This window comes from Leptothrix sp. (in: b-proteobacteria), from assembly GCF_965250675.1.
Classification (GTDB): domain Bacteria; phylum Pseudomonadota; class Gammaproteobacteria; order Burkholderiales; family Burkholderiaceae_C; genus Sphaerotilus.
The window spans coordinates 61,739-87,116 of sequence record NZ_CBDFPH010000009.1 but is presented as its reverse complement, the minus strand read 5'-3'; the positions used below and the strand labels follow the sequence as shown (position 1 = coordinate 87,116).

Genomic DNA, 25,378 nt, shown 5'->3' with positions numbered 1-25,378 from the left:
CAGGGGCAGGGCGCAAAATCGCGGCCATGAAACCACCCCAAAGATTGCAGTCCCTGGTTGAAGAAGGCTTTATCGACACGGTGGTGCGCCAGCTCATGAGCGGCAAGGAAGCCATGGTCTACGTGGTGCGCTGCGGCGACGACACCCGCTGCGCCAAGGTCTACAAGGAAGCCACCCAGCGCAGCTTCCGCCAGGCGGTGGACTACACCGAAAACCGCAAGGTCAAGAACACCCGCCAGGCGCGCGCCATGGCCAAGGGCACACGTTACGGCCGCGAAAAACAGGAGGAAGCCTGGCAGAACGCCGAGGTCGATGCGCTCTACCGCCTGGCCGCCGCCGGCGTGCGCGTGCCCCGGCCCTACAACTTCCATGACGGCGTGCTGTTGATGGAGTTGGTGACCGACGAACATGGCGACGCCGCACCGCGCCTCAACGACGTCCAGTTCACGCCCGAGCAGGCCCGCCAGCACCACGCCACGCTGTTGACAGAAGTGGTGCGCATGCTGTGCGCCGGTGTCGTGCACGGCGACCTGTCGGAGTTCAACATCCTGCTGGCCGCCGACGGTCCGGTCATCATCGACCTGCCCCAGGCGGTGGACGCCGCCGGCAACAACCATGCGCCACGCATGCTGCTGCGCGACGTCGACAACCTGCGGGACTTCTTCGGCCGCTTCGCGCCCGACCTGCTGCCCACTGCCTATGGCCCGGAAATCTGGAGCCTCTACGAGCGCGGCATGCTGTCGACCGAAGTCGCGCTGACTGGCCGCTTCGAGCGCCAGACCGGTTCAGTCGACCTGCGCGGCGTGCTGCGCGAGATCGATGACGCCCGCGATGAGGAAGCCGCGCGTCAACTGCGCATGCAGTCTTGAGATCGCAGCGCCGAGTGTTTCAGAGATGGCAGTGACGCACGTCGATTGGTGCGCAGTGCGCGTCAGAGTGCACTGTTGACGGGCAACGGTCGCTCATTTCGCCTGTGAATGGTGCAGTGGGCTCAGCTGCACTGGGCCTGCGTAGTGCTGGAGGAATTGGCACAGCATTTGCTGAGTCTTGAACGGAAAGCGATGTCGCATCGCTCACCGAAGGGTCGCTAGGGTTCCGGCGCCTGTCTGGCTGCAAACAGTCATTCAGCGCGTGCTGGTCCGAGAGCAACCGGCCTCAATCACCCTGTGCTTCTTGATCGGCTGATCAGGGTGCTGATGGTGGTCAGGCTCCACGGCGGGACAAAAGCCCGGGAGAAACACTTCGTTGTGAGGTGCCGTCTCCCGCTGCGTTTCTTGTCAACCGACCTGATGGAGCTTTTGATGCCTGAACAATTCACCACGCGCAAGTCTGCTTCCCGTTCTTCGTCCGGCACGAGCTGGCGTGCTCGCCTGGCGGCACACCTCGGGGCGGTCGCCGTATTCGCCGCTGCGCTGGGCGCCAGCGCTCCTGCGGCGGCCGAAGTGAAGGTCGGTGTCTCCGACTGGCCGGGCTGGGTGGCCTGGTACGTGGCCGAGCAGAAGGGCTACTTCAAGAAGCACGGCGCCGACGTCAAGCTGGTCTGGTTCGCCAACTACACCGACTCGGTCTCGGCGCTGTCGGCCGGCCAGCTTGATGCCAACTCGCAGACCTGGTCCGACACCCTGGGCCCGCTCGCCAAGGGCATCAAGTTGAAGACCATCCTGGTCAACGACAACTCGGCCGGCAACGACGCATTGCTGGTCTCGCCCAAGATCAAGTCCTTTGCCGAACTCAAGGGCAAACAGGTGGCGCTGGAGCAGTTCAGCATCTCGCACTTTGTGCTGGCCAATGCCTTGGCAGCCAACGGCCTGAAGCCCAGCGACGTGAAGATCGTCAACCTGGCCGCCGGTGATGCGGCAGCCGCCTTCCTGGGTGGCAAGGTGGACGCCGCCGTGGTGTGGAACCCCTGGATCGACCAGATCACCCGCAGCGGCAAGGGCCGCGCGCTGTTCACGTCGAAGGACATGCCCGGTCTGGTGCCAGACCTGCTGGTGGCGCAGGAGAAAGCCATTGCTGCCAAGCGCAAAGACCTAGTCGGCATGATCAAGGCCTGGTTCGACACCGAGAAGTTCATCAAGGAACAACCCGCCGAAGCCGCCAAGATCATGGCCAAGGTGGTCAGCATGAAGCCCGATGAATACCAGGTCTTCATGCCCGGCACCAAGTTCTTCGACGCTGCCGCCAACAAGGCCGCGCTCGACCCGGCGCAGCCCACCTCGCTGGTGGGCGTGACGCCCAAGGTGCTCGGTTTCCTGAAGGAGCACAAGCTGATCGAGGGCGTACCCGATGCGGCGAAGGGCATCGACGCCTCGCTGCTGGCCGACGCCCTGAAGTAAGCCCTGAAAGCCCACGCCCATGAGCTGGACCTCTCCCCGCCAGGCCATTCCCACCAGCGCGTATTGGGTGCTGGCGGCGTTGGGCCTGCTCTTGCCCTTGCTGGGCTGGGTGCTGTTGTCTGCGTCCGAAGCCGTGGACCCGGTGTTCCTGCCGGGTCCGGCCAAGGTGCTGGCCCGTATCGGCACCTGGTTCAGCGCTGACGGCCTGCTCAGTGACATGGCCATCAGCACTTGGCGCGTGGTGGCGGGCTGGGCCCTGTCGGCGGTAATCGCCCTGCCGCTGGGCCTGTGCATCGGCAGCTGGCGCGCGGTGCAGGCGCTGCTGGAGCCGCTGACCGACTTCATCCGCTACATGCCGGCGGTGGCCTTCATTCCGCTGGTGATGCTGTGGGTGGGCATCGATGAAGGCGCCAAGGTGGCCATCATCTTCATCGGCACCTTCTTCCAGATGGTGCTGATGGTGGCCGAGGACGTGCGCCGCGTGCCGATGGCGCAGATCGAGGCGGCACACACGATGGGCGCGACCACCCGCGAGGTGGTCGAGAAGGTGATCCTGCCCTCGGCCAAGCCGGCGCTGCTCGACACCCTGCGCGTCACCATGGGCTGGGCCTGGACCTACCTCGTGGTGGCCGAGCTGGTGGCTGCCAACTCGGGCCTGGGCTTCTCGATCCTGAAGGCGCAACGCTTCCTGCAGACCGACAAGATCTTCGCCGGCATCCTGCTGATCGGCTTCATCGGCCTGGCCATTGACCAGCTGTTCCGCCTCGCCCACCGCAAGGCCTTCCCCTGGCTTTACCTGCGCAGCTGATGCCATGAGCTCACCTTTTGATACTGCCGCGAAGATCGCCTGTGAAGGCGTCTGGAAATTCTTTGGCGAGGGCGCCAAGGCCGTCACCGCCTTGCAGGACGTGAACCTCGCCATCCGGCCCAACGAGTTCGTCACCTTCGTGGGCGCCTCGGGCTGCGGCAAGTCGACGCTGCTGCGCACCATCGCCGGGCTGGAATCGCACAGCCGCGGCGCGGTCAAGGTCGATGGCGTGCCCATCACCGGGCCGGGCCAGGACCGCGCGATGGTCTTCCAGCACTACAGCCTCTACCCCTGGCTGAACGTGATCGACAACATCCGCTTCTGCCGCCAGCTCAGCGCCCACACCCGCGATCGCAGCCTGAGTGATGTGGAAGCCGCCTCGGGCCGTGCCGATGCGCTGCTGCGGCTGATGGGCCTGACTGCTTCGGCCAAGGCCTATCCCAACCAGCTCTCTGGCGGCATGCAGCAGCGCGTGGCGATCGCCCGTGCGCTGATGGGCCAGCCTCAGATGCTGCTGATGGACGAGCCCTTCGGCGCGCTCGACGCACAGACGCGCGAGGTCATGCACGACCTGATCCTGCACGTGCACCGGCTGGAGCGCAGCACCATCGTCTTCGTCACCCACGACGTGGAGGAAGCCATCTACCTCGGCCAGCGCATCGTGCTGATGGCGCCCCGCCCGGGCCGCATCGACACGATCTACGAGGTGCCGCTGCCGGCCGAGCGCACGCAGGAGATGAAGCTCGCCCCCGAGTTCGTCGCGCTCAAGCGCGAGATCCTCGACCGCATCCGCGAGACCTCCGGCATGAAGACCGATTTCGAGCTGCTGCGCAAGCTGTCGCAGGGCACCCTCGATACCCAACTCGACACCTGAATCGTCACCGAGTGAGCTGTTTCGCCATGAGCCTGCACCACCCCGAACACACCCTCGACAACCCGCCCGCCCAGCAGCCGGTAGACGCCATCGCGCACTGGCGGCGTTTTGCCCCCGAGCTGCCCGCCGACCGCGTGGTCTGGAGCGAGACCCTGCCCGGCGGCGCGCACTGGAGCTGGCGCCTGTCGCGCGGCACCGCGCTGCGCTTCGTGGCGCTGGATGAGCGCGCCAATGTCTCGCTGGTGCTCTACGCCGCGCACAGCACGTTGGAGCGCTACAACATGCCCGACAGCCTCAAGGCCCAGCACACCGCGCACTACCGCGCCGGCCATGTGCTGATGAGCGAGAACGGCCGCAGCATGGCCTCGTTCACGCAGGACACGCTGGGCTGGCACGACCCGCTGGGCGCGCTGCTCGACACACCCACGATGGAGGCCAAGTACGGCGAGCGCCGCTACGAGGCCCACCGCAACGCGATGCAGCGCAGCGGCCGCGACGGCCTGCTGATCGAGACCGGCAAGCACGGCCTGACCGCGCGCGACCAGATTGCGCCGGTCAACCTGTTCAGCAAGGTCAGCGTGGACGCCGAAGGGCGCTTCCAGTTCGACGCCGAGCGCACCGTGAAGGGCGCGATGGTGGAGCTGCGCATGGACATGGACGTGATCGTCGCCCTCAGCACCGCGCCGCACCCGCTGGACCCGCGCCCCGGTTATGCGCCCGGCAAGGTGGGCGTGGCCGCCTGGCGCTGCGGCCCGGCGCCGGCCGACGATGTGTGCCGCCGCTTCCGCCCCGAGTGCGCCCGCGCGCTGCACAACAGCGACACCTTTGCGCTCAGCTGAGCACCCCGGAGTGAACACGCCATGAGCACCGCCACCGCCATCCGCCTGCAAGAGAGCCCCCTGCGCCCCGAAGACGCCACACGGCGCCACCGCCAGCCCGCGGGCGAGCCCTGGTTCACCGAGATCAAGCAGGGCCAGACCCTGCGCATCGTCGACCTCGAAGGCAACCAGGCCGTCGACATCATCTTCTACGCCCGCCACGACGCCAGCGAGCACTACAGCGCCACCGATACGCTGCTGCGCCAGGGCGGCATCTACCTGACCACCGGCTCGGTGCTGATGAGCAACCTGGGCCGGCCGATGCTGGAGATCGTGGCCGACACCTGCGGCCGCCACGACACGCTGGGCGGCGCCTGCGCGGCCGAGAGCAACACCGTGCGCTACGCGCTGCAGAAGAAGTTCATGCACAGCTGCCGCGACAACTACCTGCTCGCATTGCAGCAGGCCGACGTGGGCCTGGGCCAGCGCGACCTGGTGCCCAACATCAACTTCTTCATGAACGTGCCCGTCACCGCCGACGGCCAGCTCACCTTTGCCGACGGGGTCAGCGGCCCCGGCAAGTACGTCGAGCTGCGCGCCGAGATGGACGTCTACATGCTGGTGTCGAACTGCCCGCAGCTCAACAACCCGTGCAACGCCTACGAGCCCACGCCGGTCGAATTTCTGATCTGGGATTGAGCCCACTTTGGGCTGGCGCGCGGGACGACTCGCGCAGCGATTCTTCATTCGGCGGGACGACCCGCTCATGGGCCCGAGGTCACTCCGCCATGTCTTCTTTCGACACCGTCCTGATCGCCAACCGCGGCGCCATCGCCTGCCGCGTCATCCGCAGCCTGAAGGCCCTGGGCCTCAAGTCGGTGGCGGTCTACTCCGAGGCCGATGCCGATTCGGCCCATGTGGCGCAGGCCGACGTGGCCGTCTGCATCGGCCCGGCCCCGGCCGCGCAGAGCTACCTCGACACCGAGGCCATTCTGGCCGCAGCCCGGCAGACCGGCGCGGGCGCCATCCACCCCGGCTACGGCTTCCTGTCCGAGAACCCCGGTTTTGCCGAAGCCTGCGAGGCCGCCGGCATCGCGTTCATCGGCCCCACGCCCGCGCAGATGCGCGCCTTCGGCCTGAAGCACACCGCGCGTGAGCTGGCGGTGGCGCACGGCGTGCCGCTGCTGCCTGGCAGCGGCCTGCTGGCGGATGTGGCTGAAGCAGAGCGCGAGGCGCAGCGCATCGGCTACCCGGTGATGCTCAAGAGCACGGCCGGCGGTGGCGGCATCGGCATGCGGCTGATCCGCAGCGCCGCCGAGATGGCGCCGGCGTTTGCCGCCGTGGCCCGGCTGGCGCGCGCCAACTTCAAGGACGCGGGCCTGTTCCTGGAGAAGTTCGTCGAGCGCGCGCGCCACATCGAGGTGCAGCTGTTCGGCGACGGCCGCGGCGAGGTCGTCGCGCTGGGCGAGCGCGACTGCTCAGCCCAGCGCCGCAACCAGAAGGTGGTGGAAGAAACCCCGGCGCCGCACCTGAGCGCCGAGACGCGTGTCGCTGCTGATCGACTCTGCCCTGCGCCTGGGCCGAGCCGTGAGCTACCGCTCGGCCGGCACGGTGGAGTACGTGCTCGACGCCGACACCGGCGCCTTCTACTTCCTCGAGGTCAACACGCGGCTGCAGGTCGAGCACGGCGTGACCGAGCAGGTGACCGGCATCGACCTGGTGGCGTGGATGGTGCAGCTCGCGCGTGGCGATGTGTTCGCGCTGCAGGTGCCCGAGCCGCAAGGCGCGTCGATCCAGGTGCGCCTCTATGCCGAAGACCCGGCGCGGCAGTTCCAGCCCTGCGCGGGCCTGCTGACCGAGGTGGTGTTCCCGGCCGATGCGCGCATCGAGACCTGGGTCGGCCGCGGCAGCGAGGTGCCGCCGCACTACGACCCGATGATCGCCAAGCTGATCGTCACCGGCCGCGACCGCGCCGACGCGGTGGCCCGGCTGCAGCAGGCGCTGGCCGACACGCGGCTGGCCGGCATCGAGACCAATCTGCGCTATTTGCGGGCGCTGGCGAACGACGCCACGTGTCATCGCGGGCCGGCTGGTCACGCGCAGCGCTGGGCGAGCTGGCCTACGCACCGCAGGCGCTGGAGGTGCTGGAGCCGGGCGTGCAGACCAGCGTGCAGGACTGGCCCGGCCGCACTGCACCACTGGGACGTGGGCGTGCCGCCCAGCGGCCCGATGGACGACCTCAGTCACCGCCTGGCCAACCGCCTGGTGGGCAATGCGAGTGCGGCGCCCGCGCTGGAGATCACCCTCGGCGGCCCCACGCTGCGCGCCCATGCCGCCACGGTGGTGGCACTGGTCGGTGCGGCGTTGAACGGCGACGCTGGAGCTGGCCGATGGCACGGTGACGCCGCTGCGCTTGAACCAGGCCGTGGCACGTGCCTGCGGGCGCGGTGCTGCGCCTGGGCCAGGTGCAGGGCGCTGGCTTGCGCGCCACGCTGGCGGTGCGCGGTGGGTTGGATGTGCCCGCTGTACCTGGGCAGCGCGGCCACCTTCACGCTCGGCCAGTTCGGCGGCCACGGCGGGCGCACGCTGCGCGCCGGCGACCTGCTGCACGTGGGCGCGCAGGCAGTGGCCGAGCCCGAGGCGGCGCCGCTGCCGGCGGGTGTGACGCCGGTGCTGCAGACGGCCTGGGATATCGGCGTGCTCTACGGCCCGCACGGCGCGCCCGACTTCTTCACCGACCCCGACGTCGGCGACCTTCTTCGCCACCGACTGGCAGGTGCACTACAACTCCAGCCGCACCGGCGTGCGCCTGATCGGCCCCAAGCCGCAGTGGGCGCGCCACGATGGCGGCGAGGCCGGCCTGCACCCGTCCAACATCCACGACAACGCCTACGCCATCGGCGCCATCGACTTCACCGGCGACATGCCCGTGATCCTCGGCCCCGACGGCCCGAGCCTGGGCGGCTTCGTCTGCCCGGCCGTGGTGGTGGCCGCGGAGCGCTGGAAGCTCGGCCAGCTGAAGCCCGGCGACACGGTGCGCTTCCACGCCATCGCCCACAGCGAGGCGCTGGCCTTGCAGGCCGCGCAAGAGGCGCAAGTGAGCGCGCTGCAAGCGCTGTCCGAGCCCGCTTGGCCCACCGCTCCCGTGCTGACCGATCCGCGCCTGCTGCAGCGCCCGGCCGCCCCGGGCCGCCCGGCGATGGTGGTGCGCCAGGCCGGCGATCGCTACCTGCTGGTGGAGCTGGGCGAGCTGGTGCTCGACATCGCGCTGCGCCTGCGCGTGCACGCGCTGATGCAGTCGCTGCAGGCCGCGCAGGCGGCCGGCACGCTGCCGGGCATCGTCGATCTGACACCCGGCATCCGCTCGCTGCAGTTGCACTACGACCCGGCGCAGGTCAGCCGCGAGGCGCTGCTGGCCGCGCTCACCGCCGCCGATGAAGCGCTCGGCCCCACCGAGCAGCTCAGCGTGCCCTCGCGCACCGTCTGGCTGCCGCTGTCGTGGGACGACGCGAGCACGCGGCTGGCGATCGAGAAGTACATGCAATCGGTGCGGCCCGACGCACCCTGGTGCCCGAGCAACATCGAGTTCATCCGCCGCATCAACGGGCTGACCCACATCGACGAGGTCTACCGCACCGTGTTCGACGCCCGCTACCTGGTGATGGGCCTGGGCGATGTCTACCTGGGCGCGCCGGTGGCCACGCCGCTGGACCCGCGTCATCGCCTCGTCACCACCAAGTACAACCCGGCGCGCACCTGGACGCCCGAGAACGCGGTGGGCATCGGCGGCGCCTACCTGTGCGTCTACGGCATGGAAGGCCCGGGCGGCTATCAGTTCGTCGGCCGCACGCTGCAGATGTGGAACCGCTGGCGCGACGCCGGGGACTTCGAGCCCGGCAAGCCCTGGCTGCTGCGCTTCTTCGATCAGATCCGCTTCTACCCCGTCAGCCCCGAAGAACTCGCGCAGATCCGCCGCGACTTCCCCGCTGGCCGCCACAGGCTGCGCACCGAGGCGGGCCGCTTCTCGCTGCAGGCCTACCAGCAGTTTCTCGACACGGAAGCCGAAGGCATCGCCGCCTTTCGCGCCACCCAGCGACTGGCCTTTGCCGAGGAACGTGAGCGCTGGCGCGAGGCCGGCCAGGCCGAGTACGTGGGCGAGGCCGATGCGCCGCCCGCACCGGCCGACGACGCCGTGCCCGACGGCGCCCGCGCCGTGGCCACGCAGGTGCCCGGCAGCGTCTGGCGCGTGCTGGTCGAGCCTGGCCAGGCGGTGCAGCCGGGCGACACGCTGCTGGTGGTCGAGTCGATGAAGACCGAATTCGCCGTCGTGGCGCCGATCGCCGGGCGCGTGCTCAGCGTGGGCTGCCGAGAAGGTGCAGCGGTGAGCGCGGGCCAGAACGTGGTCGTGTTGAGCGAGGGCCTGTGACGTCGTCGCCTGCACACCGGACCCCGCCCCCGAAACCCTGAGCCCAACCTCCACCATGACGCCCATCTCCCTCGACCTCGGCACCCTGCAAGCCGCCTACGCCGCCGGTACCTACACGCCGCTCGACGTCATTGAGCAGGTGATCGCCGCCACCGCCAGCGACCCGCACCACGCCTGGATCCACCGCCGCGATGCCGACGCGCTGCGCGCTGAAGCCCGTGCGTTGATGGCTCGGCCCGATGCAGCTCGCCTGCCGCTGTACGGCGTGCCGTTTGCCATCAAGGACAACATCGACCTCGCCGGTGTGCCGACCACCGCCGCCTGCCCGGCGTTTGCGTACACGCCCGAGGCGAGTGCCACCGTGGTGCAGCGCCTGATCGACGCCGGTGCCATCGCCATCGGCAAGACCAACCTGGACCAGTTCGCCACCGGGCTCAACGGCACGCGCTCGCCGTACGGCGCCTGCCGCAATGCCTTTGATCCGGCCCTGGTGTCGGGTGGATCGAGCGCAGGCTCGTCAGTGAGCGTGGCGCTCGGGCAGGTGAGCTTCTCGCTGGGCACCGATACGGCAGGATCCGGCCGCGTTCCCGCGGCCTTCAACCAGCTGGTGGGCCTCAAGCCCAGCCTCGGCCGGCTGTCCACCCACGGCGTGGTGCCGGCCTGCCGATCGCTCGACGTGGTGTCGATCTTTGCGCTCACGGCCAGCGACGCCGAGCGCGTGCTGGCCGCCGCCGAAGGCTTCGACGCGCAAGACCCCTACAGCCGCGCGCCCGAGCCGCACGGCTTCGACTTCGGCCGCAGCGCCACGCTGCGCCTGGGTGTGCCGCTGCCCGCGCAGCGCCGTTTTACCGACCCGGCCTGGGCGGCGGGCTTCGAGGCCGCTGTGGCCCATGCCGTGAGCCTGGGCGCCGAGCTGGTGGAGATCGACTTCGAGCCGCTGCTCGAAACCGCGCGCCTGCTCTACGAAGGCCCGTGGGTGGCCGAGCGCTATCAGGCGATCCGCGGCTTCATCGATGCCCAGCCGCAAGCGCTGTTCCCGGTCACGCGCGAGATCACGCTCGGTGGTGCCACGCCGCTGGCAGCCGATGCCTTTGCCGCGATGTACCGTCTGAAGGCGCTCAAGCGCCGCTGCGATGACGCGCTGTGGCCGAACGTCGATGCCGTGCTGGCGCCCACCGCTCCCGGTCACCCGAGCATCGAAGCCATGCTGGCCGAGCCCATCCTGCGCAACAGCGAACTCGGCTGGTACACCAACTTCATGAACCTGCTCGACTACAGCGCGGTAGCCGTGCCGGCCGCGCGCGTGGACGGCACGCTGGGCCCGGGCGCCAACCCCTTCGGCGTCACGCTGTTCGCACCCGCGCACCAGGACGTGCCGCTGCTGCACCTGGCCGCGCGCTGGCAGGCCGGCCTCAGCGGCTCGGCTGCCACGCTGGGCGCCACCGGGGTACCGTTGCCCACCGCTGCCGAGATCGCCAGCGTGAGCGGTCAGGTGCGTGTGGCCGTGTGCGGCGCCCACCTCAGCGGCATGCCGCTGAACCCGCAGCTTACTCACCGCGGCGCACGGCTGGTGTCCACCACGCGCACCGCGCCGGTCTACCGCCTGCATGCGCTCACCGATGGCAAGCGCCCGGGCCTGATGCGGGTGGCCGAAGGCGACGCGGGCGGCGCTGCCATCGAGGTCGAGGTGTGGGAGCTGCCCGCCAGCGAGTTCGGCAGCTTCGTCGCCGCGATCCCCGCGCCGCTGGGTATCGGCCGCACGCTGCTGGCTGATGGCAGCGAGGTCAGCGGCTTTATCTGCGAGGCCTCGGGCTTGGCAGGAGCCACCGACATCACCGCGTACGGCGGTTGGCGAGCGTGGCGGGCGGCGCTGGTGTGAGGTCCTGACGCCACAACGTCAATCGCGGTCCAGCAAGAGCGCGCCACAGAGCGCTGCGCCCACCGCATAAAGCAGCCAGGTGCGCGAGACGACGTAGGGATAGAGCATCAACGCGATGCCCAGCCACCAGGTGCGGGGCCGTTCGTTCTTGCGGCCGTGGCGGTAGGCGGCCCAGCCGATCAGGCCGAACAGGATCGCGCCCAGCAGGTAGGCCGGGCCGGGCAGTTCCAGCCCCAGCCCCATTCCCAGTTGCTGCAACGTGGCCAGGTCATTCATGTGCGCAGGTCGACAGCCTCAGTGGCTGTGCCGATGGTGGGCATCGGGGAAGTGCGCGTGGGCATGACGCAAGGGCTCATGCCGGTGCCAGTGGGTGTGTTGGGTCCGCGCGTCCACCGGGTGTCCCGTGTCGTGCACGTGTTGATGATGTTCATCGTGCCGGTGAGGATGCGCATGTTCCAGCACCTCATGCATGTGCAGGTGCTCATGACGCTCGGTCAGGTGCAGCACGACCCCGACGGCCATGAGGGTGCCCCCGATCAGCAAGGCGGGCGTGGCCGGCTCGCCACCTACCAGCGCGATGACGGTGCCGAAAAACGGTGCAATCGAAAAATACGCGCCAGTGCGTGCCGTGCCGAGATGGCGCAGGCCCACCACGAACAGCGACAGGCTCACGCCGTAAGCCAGCAGGCCCAGCAGCATGGCGCTGGCGACATCCGGCCAGGCCGGCAGGCGCTCCTGCAGGACGAAGGCCAGCGTCAGGTTGACGCTGCCTGCGGCCAGTCCCTTGACGGCGGCGATCCAGGTGGCGTCGGACAAGGACACTTTACGGGTCAGGTTGTTGTCGACGCCCCAGGCCAGGCAGGCGCCCAGCACCGTCAGTGCCGGCCAGAGGGCTGCGCTTTGGCTCTGATCGGGCCAGCTGAGCGCCACAGCGCCCAGCGTGATCGCCAACATGCCCAGCGCAATGCGCCGGTCGACGTTTTCCTTGAAGACGAACCAGGCCAGCAAGGCGGTGAAGACCGACTCGGCGTTGAGCAGCAACGATGCCGCAGAGGCGGGCAGGGCTGTCAGGCCGATCATCAGCAGCACCGGTCCGATCACGCCGCCGGCCAGAACCGCGCCGGCGAGCCAACGGCGCTCCTGGCGCGGCAAGTGCACGGCCGGCGCCCGCACGAGCTGTCGATACAGGGTCAGACCCAGGCCCGAGCCCAGATAGAGCAGCCCCGCCAGCATCCACGGGCTGACGCTCTGCAGCAGATGCTTGGCCAGCGGTGTGGCCGTGCCAAAGAGCAGGGCGGCGCCCAGGGCGGCCGCAACGCCGGGCTGCAACTGCAAGCGTTGGAGGAGGTGAAATCTCATGGCTGGGATTCTGGCTTGAGCGTGGCGCGGGCGCCGAGTCGCGCCTTGACCGTCTCGAACCACAGCAGGCCCAGCAGCACCGCGCCCAGTCCGGCCAGCAGCAGGGCGGGTGAGGGCAGCACGAAGGAAAACAGCGCCCGGAGCGCCGGCACGCCCAGCACGCCACCGAGCAGGGCCAGCGTGGCCAGTGCGATCCAGCCGAACTGCGGGTTCACGCTGCCGGTGCTGCGCCAGCGGGTCGGCCCCCAGGTGCGGTTGACGTGGATGAGCCCGAGGTTGGCGAGCACCAGCACCATGAAGGTCAGCGCGCGTGCCGTGTCGTCCAGATCCCGGCCCGAGAGATCACCGAGCGGTGCGGTCCACCGCACGCCGGCATGGACCGCCAGCAGCAGCAGCAGCAAGCCGGCGCCTTGCCACAGGCCGCGCACCATCACGGCGCTGTCGAACAGACGCTGGTCGGCGCGGCGCGGCGGGGTTTTCATGGCGTCGGCTTCCAGCGGCTCGGCCTCGAACACCACCGAGCAGGCCGGGTCGATGATCAGCTGCAGGAACAGGATGTGCACCGGCATCAGCAGCATCGGCCAGCCCAGCAGCACCGGCAGTATCGACAGGCCGACGATGGGCACGTGCACCGCCACCACGAAGACGATCGCCTTGCGCAGGTTGGCAAACACGCGGCGGCCGTAGCGCACCGCTGTCACCAGCGACGAGAAATCGTCGTTGAGCAGCACCAGGGCAGCGGCCTCGCGCGCCACGTCGCTGCCGCGCGCGCCCATGGCGACGCCGATGTCGGCGGCCTTCAGCGCCGGGGCGTCGTTGACGCCGTCGCCCGTCATCGCGACCACGTCACAGCCGGCCCGGAACGCCTGCACCAGCCGCAGTTTCTGCTCAGGCTGGACGCGGCAGAAGATGCTGGTGTGGGCGAGGCGCGCCCGCAGTTCGGCGTCGCCAAGTTCTGCCAGTTCGGTGCCGGTGATGACGGGCGCAGCCACGTTCAGCCCGGCCTGGTGCGCCACCGACACGGCCGTGGCCGGGTGATCGCCCGTCATCATCACGACCCGGATGCCGGCAGCCTGGCATTCGGCGATGGCCTGCGGAACGTCCGGGCGCACCGGGTCTTCGAGCGCGACCAGGCCCAGGAACTCGAACTCGAAATCATGCTGCTGGCCCGGCAAGGTCTTGGCCGCGAAGGTGGCGCGCGCCACGCCGAGCAGGCGCAGCCCGTCGCCGGCCAGGGCCAGCACCTGCGCGGCGATGCGCTCGCTGCGCGCAGGGTCGAGGTGGCAGAGGTCGACGATGGCCTCGGGTGCGCCCTTGGCGGCAATCAGGCGCTCGCGCCGGTCGGGCGACTGCCAGACGCGCGACATCGCCAGCATCTCGGCCGATAGCGGGTAGTCATCGACCAGCGTCCAGTCGGCGTGCAGGTGCTCGGTGCCCGCCAGCAGCCGCTGGCCGGCGTCGACGATGGCGGCCTCCATCGGGTCAAAGGTGCGGCGGTGGCTGGCCAGCACGGCGTACTCCAGCACGTCGTGCAACTCTTCTTGCAGGGTTTCGGGCAACACCCCGGGCGAGGTGTCACCGGGTATTGGATGCGGCCGGGTTTCGTGCAGGGCCTGCTCGGACCACAGGCGCCGCACGACCATGCGGTTGGTGGTCAGCGTGCCGGTCTTGTCGACGCACAGCACCGTGGTCGCGCCCAGCAGTTCGACTGCAGGAATGCTGCGCGCCAGCACCTTCTCGCGCGCCAGCCGCCAGGCGCCCAGGCCCAGGAACAGCGTCAGCACCACCGGCAGTTCCTCGGGCAGGACGGCCATCGCCAGCGTCAGGCCGGCCAGCAGGCCGTGCAGGCCGTTGCCCAGCAGTTGCCACCACGCCAGGGCCAGCGTGGCGGCCAAGGCCAGGCCGATGACGGCGATGCGTTTGACGATGTGCTGGGTCTCGCGCTGGATCGGCGTGCTCTCGACCGCGATGCCGGCCAGCGACACGCCAATGCGGCCCAGCGCACTGCGCGCCCCGGTGGCGGTGACGCAGCCTTGCGCGGTGCCGCGCGTGACGAGCGTGCCGGCGTAGACCGGTTCAGCCGGCTGCTTGAGAACCGGCGCGGATTCACCCGTCAGCAGCGACTCGTCGACCGCCAGGTTGGCCGCTTCCCGCAGCGCCATGTCGGCCGGGATGCGGTCGCCTTCGGCCAGCAGCACGGTGTCGCCGCAGACCAGCGCGCGTGCGGCGATGCGGCGGGTCCGGCCGTCGCGCCGCACCAGGGCGCGCGGGCTGGAGAGGTCGCGCAGCGCCTCCAGCGAGCGCTCGGCGCGGCGTTGCTGCACGAAGCTGATGCCCATCACGACAAAGACGAAGCCGAGCAGCATCAGCGCTTCCTGGCGATCGCCCAGCACCATGTACAGCGCGCCGCAGGCCACCAGCAACAGCAGCATCGGCTCGGTCACCACCTCGCGCAGCAGGCGCAGCACGCTGCGCGGGCGCGAGTGCGGCAACTCGTTCGGGCCGTCCTGGTTCAGGCGCTGCTGCGCCTGGGCTTCGCTCAGGCCGGCAACCGGTGAGGGTTCCACGGGGCTGAGCGAAGCATGGTTCATGACGGTGCCGTCAGGCGGGACGCGGCGTGGTCCAGATCGGGCCGCCGCCATGGGTCGACGTGCGCCATCAGGTTGAGCACGCGGTGGCGCTGCAGCACCCGCTGGCGCGCCAGCACCGCGATGTCGTGACCGGCCTCGACGGTGATCGAGCCGTCGATCTCCAGGTGCGCGTCCACCACGATCATGTCGCCCATCTTGCGCGTGCGCACGTCGTGCACGTCGCTCACGCCCGGGGTGTCGAGCAGCGTCTGGCGGATGGCCTCGACCTCCTGCTCGTCCACCGCGCGGTCCATCAGGTCATGCAGCGCGTCCCAGCCGAATTCCCAGCCCATCCTGGCGACCATGAAGCCGACGATGAGTGCGGCAATCGGGTCCAGGATCGGGTAGCCCGCCAGGTTGCCGATGATGCCGATGCCCACCACCAGCGAAGATGCCGCGTCCGAGCGCGCGTGCCAGGCGTTGGCCACCAGCATGCTCGACTTGACCCGCTTGGCCACCGCCAGCATGTAGCGAAACAGCAGCTCCTTGGCGACCAGCGCGCCACCGGCCACCCACAAGGCCAGCACAGCCACGGGCTGCACCGTGCCGGGGTCCTGCAGTTTGTGGGCTGCCGACCACAGCATGCCCACGCCCACCGCCAGCAGCAGCAGCCCGAGCACCAGCGAGGCGGCGGTCTCGAAGCGGTGATGCCCGTAGGGGTGGCCCTCGTCGGCGTCCTTCTTGCTGTGATGGCTGGCAAACAGCACGACGAAGTCGGCGACCAGGTCCGACAGCGAATGGATGCCGTCGGCCACCAGCGCCTGGGACTTGGCGGCGAGGCCGACGCCGATCTGGATCACGGTCAGCACCAGATTGACCCCGACGCTGACCCAGGTGCTGCGCGAGCCGGCGCTGGCCCGCTCGGCGGCACTGTGTTCGGTGTCTTCGGGATCGTCAGGGAATTCGGTGAAGGGCATTGCAGCTCTGTGGACCAGTGGGGAAGCGCACAGCCTACCCGCTCTGCCTGAGGCCAGTGTGAATGCGCGTCAGTGTTTTCGGTTGCGCCTGCCTGGGCGTCAAGGCGGGGAGCGCGGCAGGAAAACCGTGGCGCGCAGGCCGCCTTCCGGGCGGTTGCTCAGCCGCAGCGAGCCGCGCTGCCGCTGCACCAGATCGCGCGCAATGTAGAGGCCGAGCCCGGTGCCGCCGGTCTGGCGGTTGCGGGAGGTCTCCAGCCGGTAGAAGGGCTGGAAGACCGCTTCGAGGTGCTCGGGCGCGATGCCCGGTCCGTCGTCGTCCACCGTCACGCGGAGGCCGTCTTCGGCCTCGACCACGCTCACCCGCGCCAGCCCGCCGTAGCGCACCGCGTTGTTGATCAGGTTGCTGAGCACGCGCCGCAGCGCGACCGGCTGCGTCTCGATGACGGCCGCGTCGCCGTCGGTCGTGACCGTGTGGCCCTGCTCGACCAGATCGTCACCGAGCGACTGCACCATCGCCAGCACGTGCGTGACCTGTGAGGGCTCGGACAGGCTGGATTCGCGGAAGACCTCCAGCACGGCGTCGATCAGCGCGTCCATCTCGCGGATGTCGGCAATGCAGCGCTGCGCTGCCGGCTCGGCCTGCAGCGACTCCAGCCGCAGGCGCACCCGCGTCAGCGGCGTGCGCAGATCGTGCGACAGCGCGGCCACCATCAGCGCACGGCTGCGGTACTGCTGGCCCAGCTGCTGAGCCATGGCGTTGAAGACCTGGGCGGCCTCGCGCACTTCGGCGGTGCCGCGCGTCTGGTCGAGTTCGGGCAAGGCGCCGTCACGGCCAATGGCCGAGGCCAGCGACTGCGACGCCTCCACCAGCCGCTGCATCGGTGCCGACAGCCAGCGCGCGCCCCACCACGACGCCGCGCCGATGATCAGCAGGCGGATGCCGTAGTCGAGCAGCAGCAGCGGCGTGGGCAGGCCATGCGGCGCGCCTTGTCCTTGTGATGGCTCGGGTGGCGGGCCACCCGGCAGCCCCGGCGTGGGCGGCAGCGAGGGCAGCACCGGGCCGGTCGACAGTGTCAGTCCGGTGTTGTGGCCGGGTCCCGGCGGTGGTCCGCCCCATGGCCCTTGCGTGACCACATTGAAGGCCACGACGCTGCTCAACACCAGGCTCAGCCACATCAGCACGAACAGGCGCTTGAACAGCGTGTCGGCCCACCAGTTGAGCTTCATGTCGTGGCGCGGCTGTTGAACAGATAGCCCTCGCCGCGCACGGTCTGGATCAGCGTCGGGCTGCGCGGTGAATCGCCCAGCTTCTGGCGCAGGCGCGACACCGCCAGGTCGACGCTGCGGTGGTTGACCTCCACGCCGTCGGCCACCGTCAGGTCCACCAGCTGATCGCGGCTGAGCACGCGCATCGGGTGGTCGATGAAGGCCACCAGCAGCCGGTACTCGGCATTCGACAGCGCCACCACCACCTGCTGCGGTGACAGCAGCAGGCGCTGCGCGCGGTCCAGCGTCCAGCCCTCGAAACGCGCTGCGCGCAAGCTGTGGCGCGACGGCGAAGGCTCGCCCTGGGCCACCCGCCGCAAGACCGCGTTGATGCGGGCGACCAGCTCGCGCGGCTCGAAAGGCTTGCCGAGGTAGTCGTCCGCGCCGATCTCCAGCCCTACGATCCGGCTGAGTGGGTCGCCCTGCGCGGTCAGCATGATGATCGGCAGCCTGTGCTTCTGGCGCAGCCAGCGGCACAGGTCGAAGCCGTGGTCGTCGGGCAGCATCACATCGAGCAGCACCACGTCGAAGGACGCCCCGCCCAGCATGCGCCGCATCTCGGCACCGCTGCCCACCGCGCTCACCTGGATGCCGAAGCGCTGCAGGTAATCGGTGACCGAGGCGCAGATCTCGGGGTCGTCGTCAACGAGCAGGCAGCGGGTCATGGCGTCTCGGGTTCAGGGGCGGGCAGGGCGCCGCATTGTGGCCGGCGGGCCTGAAGCCGCTTTGATGCCGCCTCACGCGGTCAGGCTGACCGTGCTGTCGCTGCTGGCTGAGGCAGCGGTGCCGGAGGTCTGCGTGTACTGCTTGATGGCGTTGTCGATGGCGGCGCTGAGCTGGTCCTTGAAACTGCTGGCCTCGCTGCCGCTCAGCTTCTTGTCACCGTTGCCGTCGGCTTGCGCCAGGATGTCCTTGAGCGCGCCCACCAGCCGCTCCTCCGCCGAGACGGTGCCGTCCTGGTTGGTGTCGAGCGGATCGAGGGTGCTGCTGTCCGTGCTGCTGGCCGAGGTGCTGGACGACGCGCCTGAAGTGGCGCCTGCAGGCGGTGGGCCGCCCGGACCTCCGGCGGGCGGCGGACCATCGTGGTCGCCATCACCATCGCCGCCGGCATGGCCGGTGCGCTGCTGGGCGAAGGCCATCGTCGAGGGTGGCGGCGGCATCACGCTCTGCATGCCGTCGGCCAGCTCGTCCTGGCTCAGGCTGCCGTCGCCGCTGGTGTCCATCTTGGACATCAGGTCGTCGGCCGTGCCCAGCGAGGTGCCGGTCTTCTCGCTGAACTTGTCGAGCATGCCCTGCAGCTCGGACGAATCGACGCTGCCGCTGCTGTCGGCGTCTGCCTTGGCGAACATCTTCTCGCGCATCTGGCTCGCGCGGTTGCTCGCCAGGGTGGACCAGGCGCTGTTGGCGCCGCTCACGCTGCTGATCGAACTCATCGGGGCCTCCTTTCAAGAAAGACCTGATTCTTGAATCGGTGCGTCACCCGGACGTGTCGGACTTGTGTCGACGCAGACACAAAAGGGCCTCCGGGCGCTCAATCAGCGGGCGGTTCGTGGGCCTGTTCGGGGCATGTTCATCCCTGTCGCACCAACTTGCATGCAAGACCCGTCTTCATGCCTGGGTTCGGTGCCTTTGCATGCAACTGAAAACAGGCTTGTCTGCATGCATTTCCCAAAAATCTCAATGCTGTTAGACAGATAGCAAATACATGCGATCAAAGCGCTGAACTGGCACATTGCATGCAATTTGAACTCCATTCCCCCCGCTGGAGTTCTTGCAATGATTCACCTCTCCAAGTCATGGTCGCGCGGCTTGCCGGCGATGTTGATGGCCCTGCCCCTGGCGCTGGCCATGAATGTGGCGCAGGCCGAAACGGTGGCGCGCTACGGCATCTCGATGGCCGACATCCCGCTGACCACCGGCCAGCCTGACCGCGGCGCCGGCGCCTACCAGTTCACCGGCCACACCCTCTATGACCCGCTGATCGCGTGGGAAGCCAACATCGGCACCCGCCCGGGCAAGCTCGTGCCCGGCCTGGCCACCGAGTGGAAGGTCGACGCCAAGGACAACAAGGTCTGGCGCTTCACATTGCGCCGTGGCGTCAAGTTCCATGACGGCAGCGAGTTCAAGGCCGATGCGGTGCTGTGGAACCTCGACAAGGTCCTCAACGACAAGTCGCCGCAGTTCGACGCCAAGCAGGCGGCGCAGGTCAAGTCGCGCATCCCGTCGATCGCGTCGTACAAGAAGGTCGGCGACTACACGTTCGAGATCACGACCAAGGACGTCGACGCGCTGTTCCCCTATCAGCTGCCCTGGTTCCTGATCGGCAGCCCGGCGCAGTGGGAAAAAATGGGCAAGGACTGGGCCAAGGTCGCGCTGCAGCCCTCGGGCACCGGCCCGTTCAAGCTCGACAAGCTGGTGCCGCGCGAGCGCGCCGACCTGGTCAAGAACGCCGGCTACTGGGACAAGACCCGCACCGCCAAGACCGACCGCATCGTGCTGGTGCCGATCCCCGATGCGGTGACGCGCGCCAACGCGCTGCTCAACGGCCAGGTCGACCTGATCGAGACGCCGCCGCCGGACATCCTGCCGCAGCTCAAGGCCAAGGGCTTCAAGCTGGTGCAGAACGTCACGCCGCACGTCTGGCCCTACCACTTCAGCACCCAGTCGGGCTCGCCCTGGACCGACATCCGCGTGCGCAAGGCCGCCAACCTTGCGATCGACCGCGCTGCCATCGTGCAGTTGCTCAACGGCCAGGCCACGGCCGCCAAGGGCCAGCTTGACGCCACCAGCCCCTGGTTCGGCAAGCCGACCTTCGACATCAAGTACGACCTGCCCGCCGCACGCGCGCTGATGGCGCAGGCCGGCTACAGCCAGGCCAAGCCGCTCAAGGCCAAGGTCATCATCGCCCAGGGCGGCACCGGCCAGATGCTGTCGCTGCCGATGAACGAGTTCATCCAGCAGAGCCTGGCCGAGGTCAACATCCAGGTCGAGTTCCAGGTGGTCGAGCTGGAGAACCTCTACCTGCACTGGCGCAGCGGTGCCAAGTCGGACATGAACGCCGGCAAGGGCATCACGGCCATCAACCTGGGCTACGTCACCGCCGACCCGTTCTATGCGCTGACGCGCTTCGCCTACGGCAAGTACGTGGCGCCCAACGGCGTCAACTGGGGCGGCTACGACAACCCGGCGGTCAACACCGCCATCGACCAGATCCGCGCCAGCTTCGACACCAAGGTGCAGGACAAGCTGCTGGCCCAGGTGCACCAGACCATGGTCGACGACGCGCTGATGCTCTGGGTCGTGCACGACACCAACCCACACGCGCTGTCGCCCAAGGTCAAGAGCTTCGTGCAGGCGCAGCACTGGTTCCAGGACCTGACCACCCTCGGCATGTGACGGCACGATGCTGACCTACCTGCTCAAGCGCCTGCTGTACGCGCTGCCGATCGCGCTCGGCGTGACCCTGGTCTCGTTCATGCTGGTCTACATCGCGCCGGGCGATCCGCTCAACGCGATCGCCCCGGCCGATGCCCCGGCCGAGGTGATCGAGGCGCTGCGCGTCACCTACGGCCTTGACCAGCCGCTGCCGGTGCGCTACGGCCTGTGGCTGGCGCGGGCGGTGCAGGGCGACCTGGGCGTGTCGATCGCCAGCGGCCGGGCCGTGGTGGACGAGGTGCTGGCGGCCACCAGCAACACGCTGCTGCTGGCAGGCGTGGCCGCGGCGGTCGGCGTCGGCCTGGGCTGCGTGCTCGGGGCGCTGGCTGGCTACCGCGTCGGCAGTTGGGTCGATCGGGTGGCCAGCCTGATTTCGGTGATCGGCGTGAGCGTGCCGCATTACTGGTTGGGCCTGGTGCTGACGATCGTGTTCTCGGTCGTGCTCGGCTGGCTGCCGGCGATGGGGGCCGGGCCGAGCGGGGGCGACGGCGCCGGCCGCTGGGCCTGGGACCTGGCGCACCTGCGCCACCTGGTGCTGCCGGCGGCGACGCTGTGCGTGATCCCGATGGGCATCATCACGCGCACGGTGCGGGCGCTGGTGGCCGAGACGCTCCACCAGGAGTTCGTCGTCGCGCTGCGCGCGCGCGGCCTGAGCGACGTGGCGGTGTTTCGCCACGTGGCCAAGAACGCCGCGCCGACGGTGCTGGCGGTGGCCGGCCTGCAGGTCGGCTACCTGATGGGCGGCTCGATCCTGGTCGAGACCGTGTTCGCCTGGCCGGGCACCGGCTTCCTGCTCAACACCGCCATCTTCCAGCGCGACATTCCGCTGCTGCAGGGCACGATCCTGGTGCTGTGCCTGTTCTTCGTGGCGCTCAATCTGCTGGTCGACATCGTCCAGCCGCTCGTCGACCCGCGCATGGGTCGGGCTTGAAAGCGTCGCCATGTCTTCTGCCCCCGTCTTGACTGTCCCTGCCGCGAGCGGCGACGCGTTGCCGCCCGCGCGCCCCGCGCCCCGGCGCAGCTACTGGGCCGGCGTGCTGCGCCAGTTGCGGCGCGACCCGGTCACCGTGCTGAGCGCACTGCTGCTGTTGCTGATCGTCGGCGGTGCGCTGCTGGCGCCCTGGGTGGCGCCGGCCGACCCGTACAAGGCCAGCATGCTGCGCCGGCTGCTGCCGATCAACAGCCCCGGCTTCCTGCTGGGCACCGACGAGCTGGGGCGCGACATGGTCTCGCGCCTCCTCTACGGCGGCCGCCTGTCGCTGCTGATGGGCGTGCTGCCGGTGCTGTTCGCCTTCGGCATCGGTACTTCGATCGGGCTGTTCGCCGGCTACGTCGGCGGGCGCGTCAACATGCTGATCATGCGCACGCTCGACGTGTTCTACGCCTTCCCGTCGGTGCTGCTGGCGGTGGCGATCTCGGGCGCGCTCGGCCCCGGCATGAGCAACAGCCTGATTGCGCTGACGCTGGTATTCGTGCCTCAGGTGGTGCGCGTGGCCGAGAGTGTCACCACGCAGGTGCGCGGGCTCGACTACATCGACGCCGCGCGCATGAGCGGCGCCGGCGCGCTGTCGATCATCCGCGTGCACGTGCTCGGCAACGTGCTCGGCCCGGTGTTCGTCTACGCCACCGGGCTGATCAGCGTGAGCATGATCCTGGCCTCGGGCCTGTCGTTCCTGGGCCTGGGCGTCAAGCCGCCCGAGCCCGAATGGGGCCTGATGCTCAACACCCTGCGCTCGGCCATCTACGTCAACCCGTGGATCGCGGCGCTGCCCGGCGTGATGATCTTCATCACCTCGATTGCCTTCAACCTGCTGGCCGACGGTGTGCGCTCGGCGATGGACCTGCGCCGATGAATCCTCAAGAAGACCGTGGCGGCCCCGCCCAACCGCTGCTGCGCGTGAGCCAGCTGCGCAAGCACTTTGCCGTGCGCGGCGGCCTGTTCGAGCGCGAGCGCAAGACCGTGCGCGCCGTCGACGGCGTCAGCTTCGAGGTCGCCAAGGGCGAGACGCTGGGCGTGGTCGGCGAGTCCGGCTGCGGCAAGTCGACCACCGCGCGGTTGATCGCGCGGTTGATGGATCCCGACAGCGGCGAGCTGGTGTTCGACGGCGAAGGCGTCGGCCAGTACGGCGGCCTGGCGCTGAAGGACTTCCGCCGCAACCTGCAGATGGTGTTCCAGGACTCGTTCGCCTCGCTGAACCCGCGCCTGACGATCCTGGAGGCGGTCGCTTACGGCCCGCAGGTGCACGGCCTGTCGAAGGCGGCGGCGCTGGCGCGGGCCCGCGCCCTGCTCGACCGGGTCGGCCTGGCCGCCGAGATGTTCGGCTCGCGCTACCCGCACGAACTCTCCGGCGGCCAACGCCAGCGCGCCAACATCGCCCGTGCGCTGGCCTTCGAGCCGCGGCTGCTGATCCTCGACGAGGCGGTGGCTGCACTCGACAAGTCGGTACAGGCCCAGGTGCTGAACCTGCTGCAGGAGCTGAAAGCCGAGCGCGGCCTGACCTACCTGTTCATCTCGCACGACCTGCACGTGGTGCATTACCTCGCCGACCGGGTGATGGTGATGTACCTCGGCCAGGTGGTCGAGATCGGCCCGGTCGAGGCGCTCTACGGTGCGCCACGCCACCCCTACACCCGCGCGCTGCTGTCGGCGGTGCCCAGCATGGACCCGGCCCACCGCACCGAGCGTTCGCCGCTGGCCGGCGACCCGCCCAACCCGATCAACCCGCCCAGCGGCTGCCGCTTCCGCGATCGCTGCCCGCACGCGCAGCCGGTCTGTGCGGCCACCGCGCCGCAGCTGCGTGAAACGAGCGCCGGCCACTGGTCGGCCTGCCACCTGGACGATCCGGCCTCGGGTCATCCCCACGCCCCCGTGACAGCGCCTCTGGAGATGAACGCATGAATGCGCCCCTGCTTTCACCTCCGCTTTCCCCGCTGTTGTCGGTACGCAACCTCGGCGTGCAGTTCACCGGCGAGCGCACCGCCAGCGCGCTCAACGACCTGAGCTTCGATCTGGCTGCTGGCGAGGTGCTAGGCCTGCTGGGCGAGTCCGGTTCGGGCAAGAGCGTGACGCTGCGCACCCTGCTGCGCCTGCACGCGCCGCGCACCACCCGCATCAGCGGCCAGATCACGGTCGACGGCCAGGACGTGCTCGCCCTGCAGGGCCGCGCGCTGCAGCGGTACCGCGGCGGCGTGGTGTCGATGGTGTTCCAGGAGCCGGGGCTGGCGTTCGACCCGGTCTACACGATTGGCGACCAGATCGCCGAGTCGGTGCGCGCCGCACGAAGGCATCAGCCGCAGCGCGGCGCGCGAACGCGCGCTGCAGATGCTCGACCGGGTGCAGATCCCGCAGGCGAAGCGCCGGCTCGACGCCTACCCGCACGAACTCTCGGGCGGCATGCGCCAGCGCGCCATGATCGCGCTGGCCCTGGCCTGCGGGCCGAAACTGCTGCTGGCCGACGAGCCGACCACGGCGCTCGACGCCACGGTGCAGATCCAGATCCTGCTGCTGCTGCGCGAACTGCAGCGCGAGACCGGCATGGCGGTGATCTTCGTCACCCACGACATCGGCGCGGCGGTCGAGGTGGCCGACCGCATCGCGGTGATGTATGCCGGCCGCATCGTCGAGGAGAACCGCGTGGCCGGCATCGTGCAGGCGCCGCGCCACCCCTACACCGCCGGGCTGCTGCGTTCCACCGTCGGCGCCGACCAGCGCGGCCAGGTGCTGCCGACCATTCCGGGCGCGCCGCCCGACCTGTCGGCCCTGCCGCCGGGCTGCGCCTTCGCGCCGCGCTGCGCGGCAGCCAGCGCACAGTGCCGCAGCGCGCAGCCGGCACTGCGGCGGCAGCCCGGTCAGGCGCTGGCCTGCTGGCATCCGGTGGCTGAGGCATCGTTGCCGACGGCGGTGGCGGCATGAACGCCGAAGCTGCTGCCGCCCCGCGCGTGCGGGGCCGCCTGGCCGACGACGTCTGCCAGCAGCTCGCCGAGGCCATCGTGCTGGGTCAGTTCGCGCCTGGCACGCGGCTCGACGAGGTCATGCTGGCGCAACGCTTCGGCGTGTCGCGCACGCCGGTGCGCGAGGCGCTCAAGCAACTTGCCACCACCGGGCTGGTGGTGGTGCGGCCGAACCGGGGTTCGGTGGTGGCGGGGCTTGACCCCGAGCAGCTTGATGACCTGTTCGAGGCCATCGGCGAGCTCGAAGCCGCCTGCGCCCGCCACGCCGCGCTGCGCATGAGCGAGCCCGAACTCGCCACGCTGCGCAGCCTGCACGCCCAGAGCCGGCAGGCCATGCAGGCGAGCGACATCGACCGCTACGACGCGCTCAATCTGGAGCTGCACTTGGTCATCATCCACGGCGCGCACAACCCGGTGCTGAGCGACACCGCCATCGCGCTGCGCCACCGCGTCGCGCCGTTCCGGCGGACCCAGTTCCGCCAGTTGGAGCGCATCGGCGAATCGTTCGCCGAGCATTCGGCCATCATCGAGGCCATCCTGGCCCACGACGCCGTGGCGGCGCACCGCGAAATGCGCCATCACCTGCTGTCGGCGCGGGGCGCGGCCGGCCGGCTCGCACCGGCCTGGACCTCGACGGCGGTGCCTGAAGCCGCTATTTCACCGTGAGCATCACCTTGAG

At 69.4% G+C, this 25,378-nt stretch carries 21 protein-coding genes, 3 pseudogenes and 1 riboswitch; of the genes and pseudogenes, 17 read left to right on the top strand and 7 right to left on the bottom strand.

All coding sequences use genetic code 11. The features are described from left to right. Window positions 1-26 precede the first annotated feature (26 nt). The 11 genes and pseudogenes from AC5IG3_RS13750 (at window position 27) to atzF (ending at window position 11,141) form a co-directional block, all read left to right on the top strand. Window positions 27-869: a PA4780 family RIO1-like protein kinase gene (locus AC5IG3_RS13750; RefSeq protein WP_491906865.1), complete on the top strand. Its 843-nt coding sequence runs from the start codon at window positions 27-29 to the stop codon at window positions 867-869. Window positions 870-1,076: 207 nt separating this feature from the next. After that, window positions 1,077-1,237: riboswitch (guanidine-I (ykkC/yxkD leader) on the top strand. Between the two features lie 64 nt (window positions 1,238-1,301). Beyond that, entirely contained in the window at window positions 1,302-2,336 is a 1,035-nt protein-coding gene (locus tag AC5IG3_RS13745) for an ABC transporter substrate-binding protein (RefSeq protein WP_491906864.1), read from the top strand. A 19-nt stretch (window positions 2,337-2,355) separates the two neighbouring features. Beyond that, window positions 2,356-3,144, top strand: a complete 789-nt coding sequence (locus AC5IG3_RS13740) for an ABC transporter permease (RefSeq protein WP_491906863.1) — start codon at window positions 2,356-2,358, stop codon at window positions 3,142-3,144. 4 nt (window positions 3,145-3,148) lie between these two features. Further along, on the top strand, window positions 3,149-4,018 hold the full coding sequence (locus AC5IG3_RS13735; protein WP_491906862.1) for an ABC transporter ATP-binding protein: 870 nt from the start codon (window positions 3,149-3,151) through the stop codon (window positions 4,016-4,018). A 26-nt stretch (window positions 4,019-4,044) separates the two neighbouring features. Continuing rightward, the gene (locus AC5IG3_RS13730; protein WP_491906861.1) at window positions 4,045-4,857 is read left to right on the top strand and encodes an urea amidolyase associated protein UAAP1; all 813 of its coding nucleotides are present in this window, start codon (window positions 4,045-4,047) and stop codon (window positions 4,855-4,857) included. Between the two features lie 21 nt (window positions 4,858-4,878). Continuing rightward, on the top strand, window positions 4,879-5,535 hold the full coding sequence (locus AC5IG3_RS13725) for an urea amidolyase associated protein UAAP2 (protein WP_491906860.1): 657 nt from the start codon (window positions 4,879-4,881) through the stop codon (window positions 5,533-5,535). A gap of 89 nt (window positions 5,536-5,624) precedes the next feature. After that, window positions 5,625-6,326: pseudogene (locus AC5IG3_RS13720) on the top strand (biotin carboxylase N-terminal domain-containing protein); the annotation flags it as partial. Between the two features lie 55 nt (window positions 6,327-6,381). Further along, window positions 6,382-6,858 (top strand): annotated as a pseudogene (locus AC5IG3_RS13715) (ATP-binding protein); the annotation flags it as partial. A 410-nt stretch (window positions 6,859-7,268) separates the two neighbouring features. Next, window positions 7,269-7,649: a hypothetical protein gene (locus AC5IG3_RS13710; protein ID WP_491906859.1), complete on the top strand. Its 381-nt coding sequence runs from the start codon at window positions 7,269-7,271 to the stop codon at window positions 7,647-7,649. Next, window positions 7,613-9,262, top strand: a complete 1,650-nt coding sequence (locus AC5IG3_RS13705; protein WP_491906858.1) for a carboxyltransferase domain-containing protein — start codon at window positions 7,613-7,615, stop codon at window positions 9,260-9,262. The genes AC5IG3_RS13710 and AC5IG3_RS13705 overlap by 37 nt, the downstream gene beginning before the upstream one ends. A gap of 55 nt (window positions 9,263-9,317) precedes the next feature. Next, window positions 9,318-11,141, top strand: a complete 1,824-nt coding sequence (atzF, locus tag AC5IG3_RS13700) for an allophanate hydrolase (RefSeq protein WP_491906857.1) — start codon at window positions 9,318-9,320, stop codon at window positions 11,139-11,141. A gap of 18 nt (window positions 11,142-11,159) precedes the next feature. Here atzF and AC5IG3_RS13695 read toward each other — a convergent pair whose 3' ends face one another. The 7 genes from AC5IG3_RS13695 to AC5IG3_RS13665 all read right to left on the bottom strand — a co-directional run bounded on the left by AC5IG3_RS13695 (window position 11,160) and on the right by AC5IG3_RS13665 (window position 18,746). Continuing rightward, complete coding sequence (locus tag AC5IG3_RS13695; RefSeq protein ID WP_491906856.1) at window positions 11,160-11,417, bottom strand: hypothetical protein; 258 nt, start codon at window positions 11,415-11,417, stop codon at window positions 11,160-11,162. 18 nt (window positions 11,418-11,435) lie between these two features. Beyond that, window positions 11,436-12,500 (bottom strand): DMT family transporter, encoded by a 1,065-nt coding sequence (locus AC5IG3_RS13690; RefSeq protein WP_491906855.1) that lies wholly within the window; start codon window positions 12,498-12,500, stop codon window positions 11,436-11,438. Further along, window positions 12,497-15,091, bottom strand: a complete 2,595-nt coding sequence (locus tag AC5IG3_RS13685; RefSeq protein WP_491906854.1) for a cation-translocating P-type ATPase — start codon at window positions 15,089-15,091, stop codon at window positions 12,497-12,499. The genes AC5IG3_RS13690 and AC5IG3_RS13685 overlap by 4 nt, the downstream gene beginning before the upstream one ends. Next, complete coding sequence (locus AC5IG3_RS13680) at window positions 15,088-16,047, bottom strand: cation diffusion facilitator family transporter (protein WP_491906853.1); 960 nt, start codon at window positions 16,045-16,047, stop codon at window positions 15,088-15,090. The genes AC5IG3_RS13685 and AC5IG3_RS13680 overlap by 4 nt, the downstream gene beginning before the upstream one ends. Window positions 16,048-16,146: 99 nt before the next feature. Continuing rightward, window positions 16,147-17,274, bottom strand: a complete 1,128-nt coding sequence (locus AC5IG3_RS13675) for an ATP-binding protein (protein WP_491906852.1) — start codon at window positions 17,272-17,274, stop codon at window positions 16,147-16,149. Next, the gene (locus AC5IG3_RS13670; protein WP_491906851.1) at window positions 17,271-17,978 is read right to left on the bottom strand and encodes a response regulator; all 708 of its coding nucleotides are present in this window, start codon (window positions 17,976-17,978) and stop codon (window positions 17,271-17,273) included. Before AC5IG3_RS13670 ends, AC5IG3_RS13675 begins: the two co-directional genes overlap by 4 nt. Before the next feature lie 72 nt (window positions 17,979-18,050). Further along, on the bottom strand, window positions 18,051-18,746 hold the full coding sequence (locus AC5IG3_RS13665) for an EF-hand domain-containing protein (RefSeq protein WP_491906850.1): 696 nt from the start codon (window positions 18,744-18,746) through the stop codon (window positions 18,051-18,053). 343 nt (window positions 18,747-19,089) lie between these two features. Between AC5IG3_RS13665 and AC5IG3_RS13660 the strand changes: the two genes are divergently transcribed. From AC5IG3_RS13660 to AC5IG3_RS13635, 6 genes and pseudogenes are all read left to right on the top strand, one after another. Beyond that, window positions 19,090-20,709, top strand: coding sequence for an ABC transporter substrate-binding protein (locus AC5IG3_RS13660; RefSeq protein ID WP_491906849.1), 1,620 nt, complete (start codon window positions 19,090-19,092; stop codon window positions 20,707-20,709). A gap of 7 nt (window positions 20,710-20,716) precedes the next feature. After that, entirely contained in the window at window positions 20,717-21,679 is a 963-nt protein-coding gene (locus tag AC5IG3_RS13655) for an ABC transporter permease (protein WP_491906848.1), read from the top strand. Between the two features lie 10 nt (window positions 21,680-21,689). Further along, window positions 21,690-22,601, top strand: a complete 912-nt coding sequence (locus AC5IG3_RS13650; protein ID WP_491906847.1) for an ABC transporter permease — start codon at window positions 21,690-21,692, stop codon at window positions 22,599-22,601. Continuing rightward, window positions 22,598-23,647: an ABC transporter ATP-binding protein gene (locus tag AC5IG3_RS13645; RefSeq protein ID WP_491906846.1), complete on the top strand. Its 1,050-nt coding sequence runs from the start codon at window positions 22,598-22,600 to the stop codon at window positions 23,645-23,647. The genes AC5IG3_RS13650 and AC5IG3_RS13645 overlap by 4 nt, the downstream gene beginning before the upstream one ends. Further along, window positions 23,644-24,661 (top strand): annotated as a pseudogene (locus AC5IG3_RS13640) (ABC transporter ATP-binding protein). Before AC5IG3_RS13645 ends, AC5IG3_RS13640 begins: the two are co-directional and overlap by 4 nt. Then, window positions 24,658-25,365, top strand: coding sequence for a GntR family transcriptional regulator (locus tag AC5IG3_RS13635; protein ID WP_491906845.1), 708 nt, complete (start codon window positions 24,658-24,660; stop codon window positions 25,363-25,365). The pseudogene AC5IG3_RS13640 and the gene AC5IG3_RS13635 overlap by 4 nt, the downstream one beginning before the upstream one ends. The last annotated feature ends 13 nt before the right edge of the window (window positions 25,366-25,378 follow it).

Excerpts from the sequence above, each read along its gene's own strand:
- AC5IG3_RS13750 (WP_491906865.1), top strand. The coding sequence starts at position 27 with ATGAAACCACCCCAAAGATTGCAGTCCCTGGTTGAAGAAGGCTTTATC.
- AC5IG3_RS13745 (WP_491906864.1), top strand. The coding sequence starts at position 1,302 with ATGCCTGAACAATTCACCACGCGCAAGTCTGCTTCCCGTTCTTCGTCC.
- AC5IG3_RS13740 (WP_491906863.1), top strand. The coding sequence starts at position 2,356 with ATGAGCTGGACCTCTCCCCGCCAGGCCATTCCCACCAGCGCGTATTGG.
- AC5IG3_RS13735 (WP_491906862.1), top strand. The coding sequence starts at position 3,149 with ATGAGCTCACCTTTTGATACTGCCGCGAAGATCGCCTGTGAAGGCGTC.
- AC5IG3_RS13730 (WP_491906861.1), top strand. The coding sequence starts at position 4,045 with ATGAGCCTGCACCACCCCGAACACACCCTCGACAACCCGCCCGCCCAG.
- AC5IG3_RS13725 (WP_491906860.1), top strand. The coding sequence starts at position 4,879 with ATGAGCACCGCCACCGCCATCCGCCTGCAAGAGAGCCCCCTGCGCCCC.
- atzF (WP_491906857.1), top strand. The coding sequence starts at position 9,318 with ATGACGCCCATCTCCCTCGACCTCGGCACCCTGCAAGCCGCCTACGCC.
- AC5IG3_RS13695 (WP_491906856.1), bottom strand. The coding sequence starts at position 11,417 with ATGAATGACCTGGCCACGTTGCAGCAACTGGGAATGGGGCTGGGGCTG.
- AC5IG3_RS13690 (WP_491906855.1), bottom strand. The coding sequence starts at position 12,500 with ATGAGATTTCACCTCCTCCAACGCTTGCAGTTGCAGCCCGGCGTTGCG.
- AC5IG3_RS13685 (WP_491906854.1), bottom strand. The coding sequence starts at position 15,091 with ATGAACCATGCTTCGCTCAGCCCCGTGGAACCCTCACCGGTTGCCGGC.
- AC5IG3_RS13680 (WP_491906853.1), bottom strand. The coding sequence starts at position 16,047 with ATGCCCTTCACCGAATTCCCTGACGATCCCGAAGACACCGAACACAGT.
- AC5IG3_RS13675 (WP_491906852.1), bottom strand. The coding sequence starts at position 17,274 with ATGAAGCTCAACTGGTGGGCCGACACGCTGTTCAAGCGCCTGTTCGTG.
- AC5IG3_RS13670 (WP_491906851.1), bottom strand. The coding sequence starts at position 17,978 with ATGACCCGCTGCCTGCTCGTTGACGACGACCCCGAGATCTGCGCCTCG.
- AC5IG3_RS13665 (WP_491906850.1), bottom strand. The coding sequence starts at position 18,746 with ATGAGTTCGATCAGCAGCGTGAGCGGCGCCAACAGCGCCTGGTCCACC.
- AC5IG3_RS13660 (WP_491906849.1), top strand. The coding sequence starts at position 19,090 with ATGATTCACCTCTCCAAGTCATGGTCGCGCGGCTTGCCGGCGATGTTG.
- AC5IG3_RS13655 (WP_491906848.1), top strand. The coding sequence starts at position 20,717 with ATGCTGACCTACCTGCTCAAGCGCCTGCTGTACGCGCTGCCGATCGCG.
- AC5IG3_RS13650 (WP_491906847.1), top strand. The coding sequence starts at position 21,690 with ATGTCTTCTGCCCCCGTCTTGACTGTCCCTGCCGCGAGCGGCGACGCG.
- AC5IG3_RS13645 (WP_491906846.1), top strand. The coding sequence starts at position 22,598 with ATGAATCCTCAAGAAGACCGTGGCGGCCCCGCCCAACCGCTGCTGCGC.
- AC5IG3_RS13635 (WP_491906845.1), top strand. The coding sequence starts at position 24,658 with ATGAACGCCGAAGCTGCTGCCGCCCCGCGCGTGCGGGGCCGCCTGGCC.